The sequence below is a fragment of the Shewanella sp. FeAMO genome (assembly GCF_053653955.1).
On the sequence record NZ_CM132201.1, the window covers coordinates 1,253,621 to 1,269,469 of the forward strand.

The 15,849-nt window shown below is 53.9% G+C and carries 12 protein-coding genes; 7 read left to right on the forward strand and 5 right to left on the reverse strand.

Going from position 1 to position 15,849, the window contains the following annotated elements; all coding sequences use genetic code 11:
* Positions 1 to 212: 212 nt before the first annotated feature.
* Positions 213 to 1,115, reverse strand: a complete 903-nt coding sequence (locus tag ACWAU4_RS05655) for a DMT family transporter (protein ID WP_045283647.1) — start codon at positions 1,113 to 1,115, stop codon at positions 213 to 215.
* Positions 1,116 to 1,415: 300 nt separating this feature from the next.
* Here ACWAU4_RS05655 and dnaK point away from each other — a divergent pair, with 300 nt between their 5' ends.
* Both dnaK and dnaJ read left to right on the forward strand, forming a co-directional pair.
* Positions 1,416 to 3,329, forward strand: coding sequence for a molecular chaperone DnaK (gene dnaK / locus ACWAU4_RS05660; RefSeq protein ID WP_025009915.1), 1,914 nt, complete (start codon positions 1,416 to 1,418; stop codon positions 3,327 to 3,329).
* 90 nt (positions 3,330 to 3,419) lie between these two features.
* Entirely contained in the window at positions 3,420 to 4,550 is a 1,131-nt protein-coding gene (gene dnaJ, locus ACWAU4_RS05665) for a molecular chaperone DnaJ (RefSeq protein ID WP_025009916.1), read from the forward strand.
* Positions 4,551 to 4,746: 196 nt separating this feature from the next.
* Here dnaJ and ACWAU4_RS05670 read toward each other — a convergent pair whose 3' ends face one another.
* From ACWAU4_RS05670 to ACWAU4_RS05685, 4 genes are all read right to left on the reverse strand, one after another.
* A complete protein-coding gene (locus ACWAU4_RS05670) occupies positions 4,747 to 5,169 on the reverse strand; it encodes a MarR family winged helix-turn-helix transcriptional regulator (RefSeq protein WP_028780668.1) in 423 nt (140 codons plus the stop codon).
* A 149-nt stretch (positions 5,170 to 5,318) separates the two neighbouring features.
* Positions 5,319 to 7,436: an FUSC family protein gene (locus tag ACWAU4_RS05675; RefSeq protein ID WP_420908006.1), complete on the reverse strand. Its 2,118-nt coding sequence runs from the start codon at positions 7,434 to 7,436 to the stop codon at positions 5,319 to 5,321.
* A gap of 7 nt (positions 7,437 to 7,443) precedes the next feature.
* A complete protein-coding gene (locus tag ACWAU4_RS05680) occupies positions 7,444 to 8,307 on the reverse strand; it encodes an efflux RND transporter periplasmic adaptor subunit (protein WP_054744779.1) in 864 nt (287 codons plus the stop codon).
* Positions 8,308 to 8,315: 8 nt separating this feature from the next.
* Entirely contained in the window at positions 8,316 to 8,516 is a 201-nt protein-coding gene (locus ACWAU4_RS05685) for a DUF1656 domain-containing protein (RefSeq protein WP_025009920.1), read from the reverse strand.
* A gap of 248 nt (positions 8,517 to 8,764) precedes the next feature.
* Here ACWAU4_RS05685 and ACWAU4_RS05690 point away from each other — a divergent pair, with 248 nt between their 5' ends.
* The 5 genes from ACWAU4_RS05690 (at position 8,765) to carB (ending at position 15,795) form a co-directional block, all read left to right on the forward strand.
* The gene (locus ACWAU4_RS05690; RefSeq protein WP_045283645.1) at positions 8,765 to 9,559 is read left to right on the forward strand and encodes a M48 family metallopeptidase; all 795 of its coding nucleotides are present in this window, start codon (positions 8,765 to 8,767) and stop codon (positions 9,557 to 9,559) included.
* 158 nt (positions 9,560 to 9,717) lie between these two features.
* Positions 9,718 to 10,335 carry an FKBP-type peptidyl-prolyl cis-trans isomerase gene (locus ACWAU4_RS05695; RefSeq protein WP_107353252.1) on the forward strand — a complete coding sequence of 206 codons (618 nt, stop codon included), beginning with the start codon at positions 9,718 to 9,720 and terminating at the stop codon, positions 10,333 to 10,335.
* Between the two features lie 59 nt (positions 10,336 to 10,394).
* Positions 10,395 to 11,213: a 4-hydroxy-tetrahydrodipicolinate reductase gene (gene dapB, locus ACWAU4_RS05700; protein WP_101059004.1), complete on the forward strand. Its 819-nt coding sequence runs from the start codon at positions 10,395 to 10,397 to the stop codon at positions 11,211 to 11,213.
* Positions 11,214 to 11,401: 188 nt separating this feature from the next.
* Positions 11,402 to 12,550 carry a glutamine-hydrolyzing carbamoyl-phosphate synthase small subunit gene (gene carA / locus ACWAU4_RS05705; RefSeq protein ID WP_101059006.1) on the forward strand — a complete coding sequence of 383 codons (1,149 nt, stop codon included), beginning with the start codon at positions 11,402 to 11,404 and terminating at the stop codon, positions 12,548 to 12,550.
* A 23-nt stretch (positions 12,551 to 12,573) separates the two neighbouring features.
* Complete coding sequence (gene carB, locus ACWAU4_RS05710) at positions 12,574 to 15,795, forward strand: carbamoyl-phosphate synthase large subunit (RefSeq protein ID WP_028780664.1); 3,222 nt, start codon at positions 12,574 to 12,576, stop codon at positions 15,793 to 15,795.
* Positions 15,796 to 15,849 lie beyond the last annotated feature (54 nt).

Sequence of the window (15,849 nt, forward strand, 5' to 3'; positions counted from 1 at the left end):
TTGATGACTGAACTATCTTTTTCTCTTTTGCCCGTGGCTTTTTGTCGGGCTTGGCTGGATAAGGATGATCTGGAGATAGATTCAAGCGACACAATTTCCCGTATCGCCAGCCAGCAAAAAGGCCAAGGTTTTGATACCTTGGCCTTTTTGTTAAACGCTGCTTCAACAACAGTTTCAATCAAATGCGGTTTGTTCTCAGAGTCCGTTCCCCATCAAACAATGTTCACTTTCGGCGCCTTGGGTTTCAGTACTTTTTGTATCAAGAGGGCTGACAGGATAAGCCCCATGCCTACCAGAGTCGCCAGTGTGATGGTTTCTTTCAATATCAGCGCAATAAACACCATGGACAGGAGTGGCGTCAGAAACACCAGATTGGTGATGCTGGCGGCTCGTTCTGTGGTTCTCAGTGCCATCAGCCAGAGCACAAAGGTGACTCCCATTTCAAACAGGCCGACATAGACACCGGCACCGAGGGCTTGCCAATGCAAAGAGGGTAGGCTTTCGGTCGTCAGCAGGGTGATGGTTATCAGCGGCAGACTCACCAAAAAACTCAGCATCAGGCTGACAATGGCATCGCCCTTGTCTTTGGTATTAATGATCCAATATAGGCACCATAGCAGGGTGCTGGAGAGTGCCAGCAGTATGCCAAAGGGGTTTGCAAAGTCCATTGACAACAGATTGCCACCGGTGGCTATCACCAATACTCCAAAGTAACCTGTGACGGCCGCCAGCATGTCACTGCCCTGTAGTTTTTGCTGCAACATGGGGGCTGCCAACAGCGGCAGCAGTACCGCCCAGGTGTAGTTCAGCGACAGCGCCTGCTGCGCTGGCAGCAGATCATAGGCCTTGAACAGCACCAGATAATAAAGAAAGGGGTTCAGCAACCCTGTTTGCAGGTAAAACCAGGGGCGGGCGCAAAACTGTTGCTTTAATAATTTGAGTTTTCCCTGCCAGGCAAGAATAAGCCCCAGGCAGACGGACGAAGTGATGACGGCAACAAACACTAGTTGCAATGGCGAGAAGAAGCCAAGGGCGATTTTAAAGGCGGTCGCCACTGTGGACCATAGGAATACGGCGGCCATCCCGTAGATCAGGGCCAGCTGGGATTTTTTCACTCTAGACTTCTCTGCCAGTACAGCTATTTGGCGGCCAGGCTGGCCACCTCCGGAATAGACATCATTTTATTCAGCGTCGGTGAATAAAAAAAGATCCCGGTGCGGCGATGTGTAAAAAGATTGAGCAAAAGATCCATTTTTTTCTTCCTGGCCCTTGTAAAGCAATTTTACGCCCCTATATAGGGGGTAAGGCAAGATTGGGGGCCATCTACAACGGGCTTGAAAACAGCGAGTTTACCCCCATATCTGAAATCAGATAAACATATTCAGTTCGAAAGAAAAGATTTTTCGGAGGACCTCATGGGTAAAATTATTGGTATCGACTTAGGCACAACAAACTCTTGTGTAGCTGTCCTCGATGGTGACAAGGCTCGCGTATTGGAGAATGCCGAAGGCGATCGTACTACACCTTCTATCATCGCCTTCACTGAAGACGAGACACTGGTTGGTTCACCTGCAAAACGTCAGGCCGTGACCAACCCAGCCAACACTTTCTTTGCCATCAAGCGTTTGATTGGCCGTCGCTTCACTGACGATGAAGTTCAGCGCGACGTCAGCATCATGCCTTTCAAGATCATCAAGGCCGACAACGGCGACGCTTGGGTTGAAAGTCATGGCAAGAAGATGGCACCACCTCAGGTGTCTGCCGAAGTACTGAAAAAAATGAAGAAAACTGCTGAAGATTTCCTGGGTGAGCCAGTGACTGAAGCGGTAATCACAGTACCTGCTTACTTCAACGACTCTCAGCGTCAGGCCACCAAAGATGCCGGCCGTATCGCGGGTCTGGAAGTAAAACGTATCATCAACGAGCCAACTGCTGCGGCACTGGCCTATGGTATCGACAAGAAGCAGGGCGACAACATTGTTGCTGTATATGACCTGGGTGGTGGTACCTTCGATATCTCCATCATCGAAATCGACAGCAACGACGGCGACCAGACTTTCGAAGTACTGGCAACCAACGGTGATACTCACCTGGGTGGTGAAGACTTCGACAACCGTCTGATCAACTACCTGGCTGACGAATTCAAGAAAGAGCAAGGTCTGGATCTGCGTAACGACCCTCTGGCTATGCAGCGTCTGAAAGAAGCTGCCGAGAAGGCCAAGATTGAGCTGTCCAGCACCACTCAGACCGAGGTGAACCTGCCTTACATCACTGCTGATGCGACAGGTCCCAAGCACTTGGTGGTTAAGATCACCCGTGCCAAACTGGAATCTCTGGTTGAAGACCTGATCCAGCGCTCACTGGAGCCTCTGAAAGTGGCTCTGGCCGATGCCGACCTGTCAGTGTCTGACATCAATGAAGTGATCCTGGTGGGCGGTCAAACCCGTATGCCTAAGGTTCAGGAAGCGGTAACCAACTTCTTCGGCAAGGAACCACGTAAAGACGTGAACCCTGATGAAGCGGTAGCCGTAGGTGCTGCGATTCAAGGTGGTGTACTGGCCGGTGACGTGAAAGACGTACTGCTGCTGGACGTAACGCCTCTGTCTCTGGGTATTGAAACCATGGGCAGCGTAATGACCAAGCTGATTGAGAAGAACACCACTATTCCTACCAAGGCACAGCAGACCTTCTCTACAGCAGACGACAACCAGAGCGCAGTGACCATTCACGTGCTGCAGGGTGAGCGTAAGCAAGCCAGCGCCAACAAGTCACTGGGTCAGTTCAACTTGGAAGGTATTGAGCCTGCTCCACGCGGCATGCCACAGATTGAAGTGACTTTCGACATCGACGCCGACGGTATTCTGCACGTGTCTGCCAAAGACAAGAAGACAGGCAAAGAGCAGAACATCACCATCAAGGCCTCTTCCGGTCTGTCTGATGATGAAGTCGAGAAAATGGTTCGCGACGCCGAGGCTCACGCCGAGGAAGACAAGAAGTTTGAAGAGCTGGTCAGCGCTCGCAACCAGGCTGATGGTCTGGTACACGCCACCAAGAAACAGGTGGAAGAAGCCGGTGACGCTCTGGCAGCAGACGACAAGGCCAAGATCGAAACCGCTATGGCCGCTGTAGAAACTGCCGCCAAGGGTAACGACAAAGAAGCCATCGACAAGGCGACTCAAGAGCTGATCGAAGCTTCTGCCAAGCTGATGGAAATCGCTCAGGCCAAGGCACAACAAGCCCAAGGTCAAGGCGAAGCCCAGAGCAGCAATGCCCAGGCCGATGACGTTGTTGATGCCGAGTTCGAAGAGGTTAAAGACGACAAGAAGTAATTGGGTGGTAACACTCGATTAATTCCGGCGGGCGTTACGGGGCAACCCTAACGCCCGCTTGTGTGAATCCAGCTTGGAAAGCGTGAGATTATGTCAAAGCGAGATTATTACGAAGTATTGGGCGTCGGTCGCGACGCCAGCGAGCGGGAGATCAAGAAGGCCTATAAGCGCCTGGCGATGAAGTATCACCCTGACCGCAACCCGGGCGATAAGGCGGCCGAGGCCAGCTTTAAAGAAGTCAAAGAAGCCTATGAGATCCTGACCGACGAAGACAAAAAAGCTGCCTATGACCAGTTTGGTCATGCCGGGGTTGACCCCAACCGTGGCGGCGGTGGCTTTGGCGGCGGCGCCGATTTCGGTGATATCTTTGGCGATGTGTTCGGGGATATCTTCGGTGGTGGTCGTCGTGGCGGGCATCGTCAAGCTGCCCGAGGTTCAGATCTACGTTACAACCTGGAACTGTCGCTGGAAGAAGCGGTTCGTGGCTTGACCAAAGAGCTGCGTATCCCAACCCTGGCAAGCTGTGATGTGTGTGATGGCTCAGGGGCCAAGAAGGGGACCTCGGCTACGACTTGTGGTACCTGTCATGGTGCCGGTCAGGTACAGATGCGTCAGGGCTTTTTCGCCGTGCAGCAGCCTTGTCCTACCTGTCATGGCCGCGGCAAGATCATCAAAGAGCCTTGCAGCAAGTGTCATGGCGATGGCCGCATAGAGAAGAGCAAGACACTGTCGGTGAAAATTCCGGCCGGTGTCGATACCGGTGACCGTATCCGTCTGGCCGGTGAAGGTGAAGCCGGTGAATTTGGCGCTCCGGCGGGTGATCTTTATGTTCAGGTTACTGTGCGTGAGCATCCGATATTTGTCCGTGACGGCAATAACCTCTATTGCGAAGTGCCTATCTCCTTTGCCAAGGCCGCCCTCGGCGGTGAAGTGGAAGTACCGACATTGGATGGCAAGGTAAGCCTGAAGATCCCGGCGGAAACCCAGACCGGACGCATGTTCCGCATGCGCGGCAAAGGGGTTAAGTCGGTACGCAGTCACGCGGTTGGCGATCTGCTTTGCAAAGTGGTAATGGAAACGCCGGTGAATTTGTCCGAGCGCCAGAAAGAGTTGCTGCGGGAATTCGAAGCCTCAGTCACCGGCGAATCCAAGAAGCATAGCCCCAAGGCCGAAGGTTTCTTCGACGGGGTGAAAAAGTTCTTTCAGGATCTGAATAGCTAACTTGCTCTCGGCCGAAACAAAAAACCGATGCTCAAGGCATCGGTTTTTTTTAGGCTATTCCCGGAGAAGCGTTAACGGTAGGTTCGATACTTATGCGCTTCTTCAGTTTCTTCTGTTTGGGCTTTCCGGCGGCTTATTTTGCACTTTTAGAATTGCAGTGCTCGGGGCTCCTGTCTTGTAATCAGAGCCCTGGTATTCAGGCACCCAGCTTATGGAGCAGGCTTAGCCACAGTTGTTGCTCTTGCTCACTCAAGCGTGACATAAACTCATCGGCGACTTGCTGAAACGATACCTCGGCCTCTGCAAAAATCTTAGTACCCGCCGGTGTCAGGGCCACCAAGCTGACTCTGGCATCCCGGCTGGCGGCTTCCTTTTCTACCAGACCAATTTTTTCCATTGGGTTAAGCAGGCGGGTGATCCCCGAAGCGCTAAGTCCGGCGCCCTGGGCCAGGTCAATCCTTCTGAGCTTATTGCCCTCGGCCTTTGCCAATTGCCTCAGTACCAAAAACTCGCTGAAGCTGATGCCGTGCAGCGACAGCCTGCCTGCCAGACTGCGTTGCAGTTGGCTGTGTATCTCGGTTATGGCAAGCGCAATACTTGCCGTAATGGGTTGTGTCATCTGAAACCTCTTTAGAACGAAACTAACTTGACCAATGCTTTACTAATACTTGATTGCGCAAGTATCTGCGTGTTTGCTTGAGTGGTCAAGTAGTTTGCAAGTTTTTTATTTGGTTTGATGACTCTTGGCGCTGAGCTTCTGGTCTTTACCTAAGGCTTTTGTTCGGAGGTAGACTCTTGCTCTTGCGGTGGCGCAGACTCAGCTTGGGTCGCGGGTGCATTGGCATTGCTTATCATGGCAGCGCTGCGCTCAAAGGTCATTATCAGGCGCTCAAACATCCCCTGAACCATCTCCAATTGCTCCTGTGCCAAACCATCGGTTTGCAGCCGGGCCAAGAGGCGTTCGCAGCTGGCACGGAACTCGGGTGGGTTTTCACCGCGGGAACAGAGGATAAAAGCGTTGGCGAGTGCCAACTGCCAGTCTTGCAGCAGTTCGTCGAGTTGGCTGTCGCTGATGCTGGCCAGCAGGCGGCGCAGGCGCACCGAAACATGGCCCAGGTTAAGGCCGGTAAGGCCTAAGTCGGTCAGGGTTCTGTTGCTGCTCTGGCTGCTGCGTTCATAATTGGCCAAGCGCAGCAGGCGATCTGCCATGCGGGCATTGAACCAGTCCTCTGGCTTGTCCTGTTTGACCATATCAATCAGATCTTTGCGAGTGGCGTTGAGCAGGCGTTGCTGCATCATTTTGACTCCTGGCTCTGTCACCAGCTTAAACAGCCAATAGAGGATGCTGACGCCGACAAAGATGGCCATCGCCTTGCTCAGGGTGCTGTCTATGGCAAAGGCCTGGGTCATGTCTTTGCTGGGGCTGACCAAAATGGCAAATGGGATGCAAAATCCCAGGCCGTAGGGCAGGGTGGCACGATTGGCCAGTGCCATCAGGCCAATAAAGAAGGGACCTGCCAATACCAACAACATGATCTCAATATCACCGCTGCTCTGGGCCAGTAGTTCGAGGGCGTAAAATATCGCGACCGGAATCGCAATCATCACCCCTATCAGCAGCCGCCGCAGGATCATACTCAAAAGGGGTAAGGGTAGCCTGGCCATCATGATGGAGAATATCACCGGCATGGTCATTATCATCAGTGCTGCGCTGGAGGCGGTGCCAATCCAGATACTGGCGCCGATCAGGAAAATCAGCATGGTTCTGACACCCGTGATCAGCCCGAGCAGGGGATCTCTGTGGGTCTGCATCGCGGGAGCATTGAGCAGCGTTTTGTCCGGTGACTCCAACGCCTTGAAAGCCCGCAGCACCAGCACCAAATCGCTGGCCAGCTCTGAGGCGGTTTTCAGCAGCCGCGACTCCAGTGGGCTGATACAGGCATGAGTGTTGCGATAGTGAATGATTTCGCGCCTCTGCCTGTGTGCCAGTTCATAACAGAAATGGAAATCGTCCGATTCGGACATCGCCTTGAAGTTGCTTTTCAGGGTACGGATTAGCCCTGAGAGGGTGCCTGTCATCAACTCTTCATGGTTACGCTGCAAACGGCCGAATATCTGGATCACGGCCAGCAATGACAACACCTTGTTGAATAACAAATTGGCCGCACGACTGCGTCCAGGGCCTTCCGGCCCCTCGTAGCTGAGGGCGTTGGCATCGTCACTGGCTTCTGCCAGTGATTCGAGAATCGCATCTATCTGTTGATGGCGGTTTTCATGGGAGCCGTTGAGATCCAGCTCCAGCGTGAGGTATTCCAACGTCTGGTTGACTATTTTTCGGGTTTGTTTCTGCAGCCCTTCGGTGACTCTGACAGGCCACAGCAACTGGCTCACCAGAGTGGCACAGATGGCGCCGACTATGATTTCACTGACCCTGGAATGGGCGACGGCGAAGATGGTTTCACTGTTGGCGGTGGCAGGGTTGACCATTACCAAGAGCACAATAAGACAGGGGGTGATCCCCGCCATAGCGAAGGCGTAGACAAAGTTGATATGGCGCACCATGGCCGACAGCGCCGAGTTCAGACCCAGCCACAGCGTCAGGGTGAGGATGGCCAGTTCGGGAGCGTTGTAAAAGCCGCTGAGAATCGCTATGCCGACAACCCCGCCTACCAATGTGCCTATTATCTGACAAAGGCCTTTTTCAAGCACCAGGCCACTTTCGGGGCGCATCTGCAGGAATACCGCCGACACCAGCGCCCAGTAGGGGCGCTCCAAGTCCAGGTAGAGCGCCGCCGTCAGCGCCAGCGCCATGGCAATCACCCCTTTGGTGGCGAAGATCAGCGTGCGCTTGTCCGGGGTCAGGAATACGGCCAGCGTGGGAGACAGGGCCATGTTATTCTTCGGCTTGCAGTTGGATGGAAACCGTCATTCCGGCGCTGAGTTCACGTTCTTCTGAAGCCGGGTCCAGCTTGATATCTACAGGGATCCTCTGTGCCAGCCTGACCCAGTTGAAGCTTTGTTGAATTTGTGGCAGCAGTTGGCCATTGGCATTGGTATTGGTGTCGGCAATCGCCTTGCCTATGCTGACTACTTCGCCACTGAGCGGCTCGCCACCACTCATCAGGCTGATTTTGGCCTTTTGGCCTATCTTTATCAGCGGCAGCTTGGTTTCTTCAAAGTAACCTGTGACATAGAAAGAGCCTTGTTTAACCAGAGACAATACCGCCTTGCCCTGGTTGACATAGTTGCCCTGACGCAGGCTGAGGTTGATTATGGTGCCATCGGCGGGGGAGTGGACCTGGGTGCGCTGCAGATCTATTTTGCTGCTGTCGAGTCTGGCCTTTGCCAAGTTGTAGCTGGCTTTGGCCAACTCAGTGTTGATCCGTGCCGTTTCCAAATCTTCTTCGCTGATCACCTCGCGGCCGGTGAGATTCTTGCGCCGCTCATATTTGTGTTTGGCCAGTTCCCAGGCATAGAGTTTGTTTTCCAGTTCGGCGGCCAATTCGGTACTGGTGGCCTGATAACGGGTATCATCCACCTGAAACAGCAGATCGCCGGCTTTGACTTGCTGGTTATCCCTAACATTCAGTTGGGTTACCCAGCCGGAGACATCGGCCGAGAGGGTTATCACTTCGGCCCGCACCCGGCCGTCACGGGTCCAGGGTGAATAGAGGTAGTGATTCCAAATCCAGTATCCGGCCACTATGGCGGCCAGCACGAGAAGCAGGGTAATGGAGATGCGCAGTACTTTTGCCATGGTAAGTGTCAATTCTCAAACAGGTAGATAATCAGTGCCAGATAGCACACGAATAGGGCGACTTCGAACCAGGCCACTCGCCAGATTTTTGCATACAGCCCGGTCCAGTGAAGGACCAGTCTGGTCAGAAACCAGAGTACGAGCGCAAGAGGTGCGAAGAGAACCAAAGGACTGAACAGCAATCCTCCCAAGGCTAATTCTTCAAGCATTGTATGAGTTGGATCCTATAAAAAGGCCAATGATAATGAGTGACTTATAAGCGGATAACGGCGTTTTTCCGTATCCCTGTCTGCTAACCAGTTTCGTGCCAGACAGGCTTAAGGTCAACTTTTTTCATGTCTTCGCTGTGAGCGGAAATGACTTTTGAGTCGGTCAATCCTTTGGCGATACGGCAAGCTGTGCTTGCTTGTGACACTGAGGTAAAATCCCGGGAAACTTTATCACCGGAAGATAAAAGATGAATAACCGAATTCTCGGCCTGCTGGCCATACTCTTTGTGGGCTTGCTCTCGGGCTGCTCCACTACCCAGTCGCCCACCGGGCGCTCGCAGATGCTACTGTTTTCGCCCGAGCAGATAAACCAGATGGGCACCGCCTCTTTCGAGCAGATAAAAGCAAAGGAGAAGCAGAGCCAGGACAAAGCGGCCAGTGCCTATGTTGCCTGTGTGGCGCAGCGTATTACCTCTTTGTTGCCGCAGCAACATTGGCAATGGGTGCTGTTTGACTCGGATCAGGTCAACGCCTTTGCCCTGCCCGGTGGCCATATAGGTGTCTATACCGGGCTGCTCAAGGTGGCCAACAATGAAGATCAACTGGCGACTGTTATTGGTCATGAGATAGCCCATGTGTTGGCGCAGCACGGCAATGAGCAGGCCTCGCGGGCCCAACTCAGCAATACCGGTATGCAGTTGGCCGGAGCAGCATTGGGGATGGGCCAGATAGCCAACGCCGATCTCTACATGGCGGCCTTGGGGCTCGGGGTGCAGGTGGGTTATATCTTACCCTATGGCCGGGCGCAGGAATCCGAGGCCGATGTGATGGGGCTGGAGCTGATGGCCAGGGCCGGCTTCGATCCCAGAGCCGGGGTGACCTTGTGGCAAAACATGGCCAAGGCGGGTGGCAGTCAGGGGCCGGAGCTCTTATCGACTCATCCATCCAATGAGAACCGCATTGCCCAGTTGCGTGATTTACAAGCGCAGATGATGCCGCTCTATCAGGCGAGCAAGGGTAAGTTTCGCTCTTGCCAAAGATGAGGTGTATGAAAATCGGCTTGCTTGACCCTCAGTTTATTTCGGCTGAGGCCAGGCGAATGAACAAACCGTAAGGATACGAATAAGCGCAACACTTGGACCCGGATAAGTGTTACACTGTGCCGCGAAAAATTCACAGATAAACTGAGAGTAAACTGATTATGTCTGATAAGTTCACCAGTGTTGAACAACAAGCCAGCTACGGCGTAGGTCGCCAGTTGGGTGAGCAACTGGCCGCCAACTCTTTTGAAGGTCTGGATATTCCAGCCGTTCAAGCCGGTCTGGCCGATGCATTTGACGGCAAAGAGAGTGTTGTTTCCCTGGAAGATTTGCAGGTTGCTTTCTCTGAAATCAGCCAGCGTCTGCAGAAGGCTCAGGAAGAGGCTGCCGAAGCCGCTTCTGCCGAAGGCAATGCTTTCCTGGCTGAAAACGCCAAGCGTGAAGGTGTGGTGACTACCGAATCAGGTCTGCAGTACGAAATCATCAGCGAAGGCTCAGGCGAGAAGCCAAGCTATGATTCCAATGTTCGTACTCACTATCACGGTACCTTTATCGACGGTAAAGTATTCGACAGTTCAGTGACCCGTGGTCAGCCTGCCGAATTTCCGGTTTCCGGCGTGATTGCCGGTTGGACCGAAGCGCTGCAATTGATGCCGGTTGGCGCCAAGTACAAGCTGTATGTACCGCATCACCTGGCCTACGGCGAGCGCGGTGCCGGGGCGGCTATCCCGCCTTATTCCACTCTGGTTTTTGAAGTGGAATTGCTGGACATTCTGTAATACCAAAATCGCTTGAGTCTGACTCAGGCGATTTTTTTAGCCTGTATGTGGAGAAAGTTATGAGTGGACATGTCAGAGTTGCGGTTGCCGGAAGCAGCGGCCGTATGGGGCGTACCCTGATAGAAGCGGCCGCGCATTCCAGCCGGATCATTCTGGGCGCGGCCATCGAGCGCGCAGGCTCGACTCTGGTGGGAGTCGATGCCGGAGAGTTGGCCGGAGTCGGTTGTCTCCATGTCCGGGTCAGCGATAGCCTGGATCAGGTTGCCGATGACTTCGATGTGTTGGTGGATTTCACCAGCCCGGAAGGCACCCTCAGCAATCTGGATTGGTGTGCCCGCCATCATAAGGCGATAGTGATAGGCACTACAGGTTTCAACTCGGCGCAAAAGGCGCAGATTGAGGCCTTTGCCGAGCAGATGCCTGTGGTCTTGGCACCCAATATGTCGGTTGGGGTTAACCTAATGTGGAAGCTGCTGGAACTGGCGGCGGAAGTCATGGGTGATTATACCGACATAGAGATCATCGAAGGTCATCACAGACACAAGAAGGATGCTCCTTCAGGTACCGCCTTGAAGATGGGGGAAGTGATTGCCAACACGCTGGGGCGGGATCTGGAAAAAGTGGCCGTTTATGGCCGCGAAGGGATCACCGGCGAGCGTGAGCGCGACACCATAGGTTTTGCCACTATCAGGGCGGGCGATTTGGTGGGCGAGCATACCGCCATGTTTGCCGATATGGGCGAGCGTTTGGAGATCACTCACAAGGCTTCCAGCCGAATGACCTTTGCCAACGGTGCCATGCGTGCGGCACTTTGGCTACAGGAACAGGATGCCGGGCTCTACGACATGCAACAGGTATTGGGGTTGAAATCCCTGTGACATTATTTAAAAAACCGCCAATCGGCGGTTTTTTTTCGAATTCGTCCGCCAAGCTATAGACGGATTGCCATTTCTCGTGTAGGATGCTCGGAATTTGTCAAAATTTCGTATTTTAGCGGAAATTGGTACTTTAAACAAAGATAAAAATATTATATTTCAGTGGCTTGGCTCTTTTCTCGGAGGTCGCGTTGACAAAGTCTGCCTTACTCGTACTCGAAGATGGAAGCGTATTTTCCGGCACAGCAATAGGTGCCGATGGTATTGCAGTTGGAGAAGTTGTTTTTAACACTTCGATGACCGGATATCAAGAAATCCTCACCGATCCATCTTATTCTCGCCAGATAGTAACTCTAACCTACCCACATATCGGTAATACCGGTACCAACGATGAAGACACAGAATCCGATGCAGTTCATGCCTGTGGTCTTATTATTCGTGATCTTCCCCTCCTCGCCAGTAACTTCCGTAACCAACAATCCCTCAGTGATTACCTCAAAGCCAACAAGGTAGTCGGTATCGCCGATATCGATACCCGTAAGCTGACCCGTATTCTACGGGAGAAGGGCGCTCAGGCCGGTTGCATTCTGGTGGGTGAACAGGACGTAGACAAGGCGCTGGCCGCCGCCAAGGCCTTCCCTGGGCTGAAAGGCATGGACTTGGCCAAGAAAGTGACGACCGACAAGTCTTACACCTGGCGCAAGGGAACCTGGCGTTTGGAGAGCGGCCTGCCGGTCGATACTCCCGAGTCAGAACTCAAGTACAAGGTAGTGGCTTATGACTATGGCGTGAAGCAGAACATACTGCGAATGCTGGTAGACAGAGGCTGTGATGTGACTGTGGTTCCTGCACAAACGCCTGCCAGTGAAGTGCTGGCGATGGCACCGGATGGGGTATTCCTCTCCAACGGCCCCGGTGACCCGGAGCCATGTGACTACGCCATCAAGGCGATTCAGCAAATTCTCGAAACCGATATCCCGGTATTCGGCATCTGCCTTGGCCACCAACTGCTGGCGCTGGCCAATGGTGCCAAGACGCTGAAGATGAAGTTTGGCCACCACGGTGCCAACCACCCGGTAAGCGATATTGACAAAGGCACTGTGATGATCACCAGTCAGAACCATGGTTTTGCTGCCGACGAAGCCACACTGCCTGCCAACATCAAGGTGACTCACAAGTCGTTGTTTGATGGCTCACTGCAGGGGATCCACCTGACAGACAAGCCGGCCTTCAGCTTCCAGGGGCACCCTGAAGCGAGTCCAGGGCCGCACGATTGTGCGCCACTGTTCGATCATTTTATCGAACTGATTGAGCAATACCGTCACCAAGTCAAGCTGTAATCGCCGGGAGAAGATAGAAGAAAATGCCAAAACGTACTGATATCCAAAGTATTCTTATCCTGGGTGCCGGCCCAATCGTTATCGGTCAGGCCTGTGAGTTTGACTATTCGGGAGCCCAGGCCTGTAAGGCGCTGAGAGAAGAGGGTTACCGGGTCATTCTGGTGAACTCCAACCCTGCAACCATCATGACAGACCCGGAAATGGCCGATGCCACATACATCGAGCCTATCCACTGGGAAGTGGTGCGCAACATTATCGCCAAAGAACGCCCCGATGCGATTCTGCCAACCATGGGCGGCCAGACGGCACTGAACTGTGCCCTGGAACTGGAAGCCAAAGGCGTATTGAAAGAGTTTGACGTCGAGATGATCGGTGCCACTGCCGATGCCATCGACAAGGCCGAAGATCGTGCCCGTTTTGACAAGGCGATGAAGAGTATCGGCCTCGAGTGTCCCCGTGCCGGTATTGCCCACAGCATGGAAGATGCACACAAGGTGCTGGATCAAGTGGGCTTTCCCTGCATCATTCGCCCCTCTTTCACCATGGGTGGCAGCGGCGGCGGTATCGCTTACAACGTCGAAGAGTTTGAAGAGATCTGTACCCGGGGTCTGGATTTGTCGCCGACCAATGAGCTGCTGATTGACGAGTCGCTGATTGGCTGGAAAGAGTATGAGATGGAAGTGGTGCGCGATCGCAACGACAACTGCATCATAGTCTGCGCCATCGAAAACTTTGACCCCATGGGCGTGCACACAGGTGACTCCATTACAGTGGCACCGGCCCAGACCCTGACCGACAAAGAATATCAACTGATGCGTAACGCCTCCATGGCGGTGCTTCGGGAAATCGGCGTTGAAACCGGTGGCTCCAACGTGCAGTTTGGTATTAACCCCAAAGATGGTCGCATGGTGATCATCGAGATGAACCCAAGGGTATCGCGCTCATCTGCGCTGGCCTCCAAGGCGACCGGTTTCCCGATTGCCAAGGTTGCGGCCAAGCTGGCGGTGGGCTTTACTCTGGATGAGCTGATGAACGACATTACCGGCGGTCTGACCCCGGCTTCGTTCGAGCCCTCTATCGACTATGTGGTTACCAAAATCCCTCGTTTCAACTTCGAGAAGTTTGCCGGTTCCAACGACCGCCTGACCACTCAGATGAAGTCTGTCGGTGAAGTAATGGCCATCGGCCGTACTTTCCAGGAGTCGATGCAAAAAGCTCTGCGCGGCCTGGAAACCGGGATGACAGGTTTCGACCCTATCGTGGATATCAACGAGCCTGAAGCCCTGGCCAAGATACGTTACGAGTTGCAGGATGTGGGCCCTGAGCGTCCTTGGTATATCGCCGATGCTTTCCGCGCCGGTATGTCCATGGAAGGTATTCGCCGCATCACCAACATAGACCCTTGGTTCCTGGTGCAGATTGAAGATCTGGTGCTGCAGGAAGAGAAGGTCAAGGAAGGTGGCTGGAGCGGTCTTTCCAAAGAGTTCCTGCGCAAGCTGAAGCGCAAAGGTTTCTCCGATGCGCGCCTGGCGTCACTGCTGGGGGTTTCTGAAAGTGAAGTGCGCAAACTGCGTCACAAGTATGAGCTTTTCCCTGTCTACAAGCGGGTAGATACCTGCGCCGCCGAGTTCGCCACGGATACCGCCTACATGTACTCCACCTACGAGGAAGAGTGTGAGGCCAATCCGTCCGATAAAGACAAGATCATGGTGATAGGTGGCGGCCCCAACCGTATCGGTCAAGGTATCGAGTTCGACTACTGCTGTGTGCACGCAGCGCTGGCGATGCGTGAAGACGGCTATGAAACCATCATGGTTAACTGTAACCCTGAAACCGTTTCCACCGACTATGACACCTCTGACAGACTCTACTTTGAACCTGTTACCCTGGAAGACGTACTGGAAATCGTGCGGGTTGAGCAGCCCAAAGGGGTTATCGTGCAGTATGGTGGCCAAACGCCACTGAAACTGGCTCGTGCCCTGGAAGCCGCAGGTGTGCCCATCATAGGGACTAGCCCGGATGCCATCGACCGCGCCGAAGACCGTGAGCGCTTCCAGCAGGCGGTTGAGCGTTTGGGGCTGAAACAGCCTGAAAACAGCACAGTGACCAACCTGGAGCAGGCGGTACTGGATGCCGAGCGTATAGGTTACCCTCTGGTGGTTCGTCCCTCCTATGTTCTGGGTGGCCGGGCGATGGAAATCGTCTACGACGAGCAGGATCTGCGCCGTTACTTCAACGAAGCCGTCAGTGTATCCAACGAGTCGCCGGTACTGCTGGATCGCTTCCTGGATGACGCCACCGAAGTAGACGTGGATGCCGTTTGCGATGGCAAGGACGTGGTTATCGGCGGCATCATGGAGCATATTGAGCAGGCCGGTGTTCACTCAGGTGACTCAGGTTGTTCACTGCCTCCTTACACTCTCTCCAAGGCGATTCAGGACGAGATGCGCGAGCAGGTACGCAAGCTGGCGCTGGAGCTGGGCGTTGTCGGTCTGATGAATGTGCAGTTTGCGGTCAAGAGCGACGTGATTTACCTGATTGAGGTAAATCCGCGCGCCGCCCGCACAGTGCCTTTCGTTTCCAAGGCCACAGGTGTGCCTCTGGCCAAGATTGCCGCCCGGGTAATGGCCGGCACTTCACTGGCCGAACAGCAACATACTCAGGAAGTGATCCCGCCTTACTACTCAGTGAAAGAAGTGGTTCTGCCGTTCAACAAGTTCCCGGGTGTTGACCCTCTGCTCGGCCCTGAAATGCGCTCTACCGGTGAGGTGATGGGTGTGGGTGATACCTTCGCCGAAGCCTACGCCAAGGCGCAACTGGGCTCAGTGAAAGATGTGCCCAAGTCAGGTCGCGCCCTGTTGTCTGTTCGTCACAGCGACAAGAAGCGGGTTTCGGATCTGGCGGCCAAGCTGATTGAGCTCGGCTATGAGCTGGATGCCACCCACGGTACGGCTGTGGTGCTGGGTGAAGCGGGTATCAATCCCCGCCTGGTGAACAAGGTGCATGAAGGTCGTCCACACATTCTTGACCGGATCAAGAACGGTGAATACACCTACATAGTGAATACCACGGAGGGTCGTCAGGCCATCGAGGATTCCAGACAGCTGCGCCGCGGCGCGCTGCAGCACAAGGTGAACTACACCACCACCATGAATGCGGCTTTTGCAACCTGTATGGCCCATGATGCTGACGACAGAAGCAATGTTGCCTCGGTGCAGGAACTGCACGCGAGAGTCAACAAGTAAACGCTGTCAGTCAGTAACTGAAAGTGACCAGGCCACCCATTAGGGTGGCCTGTT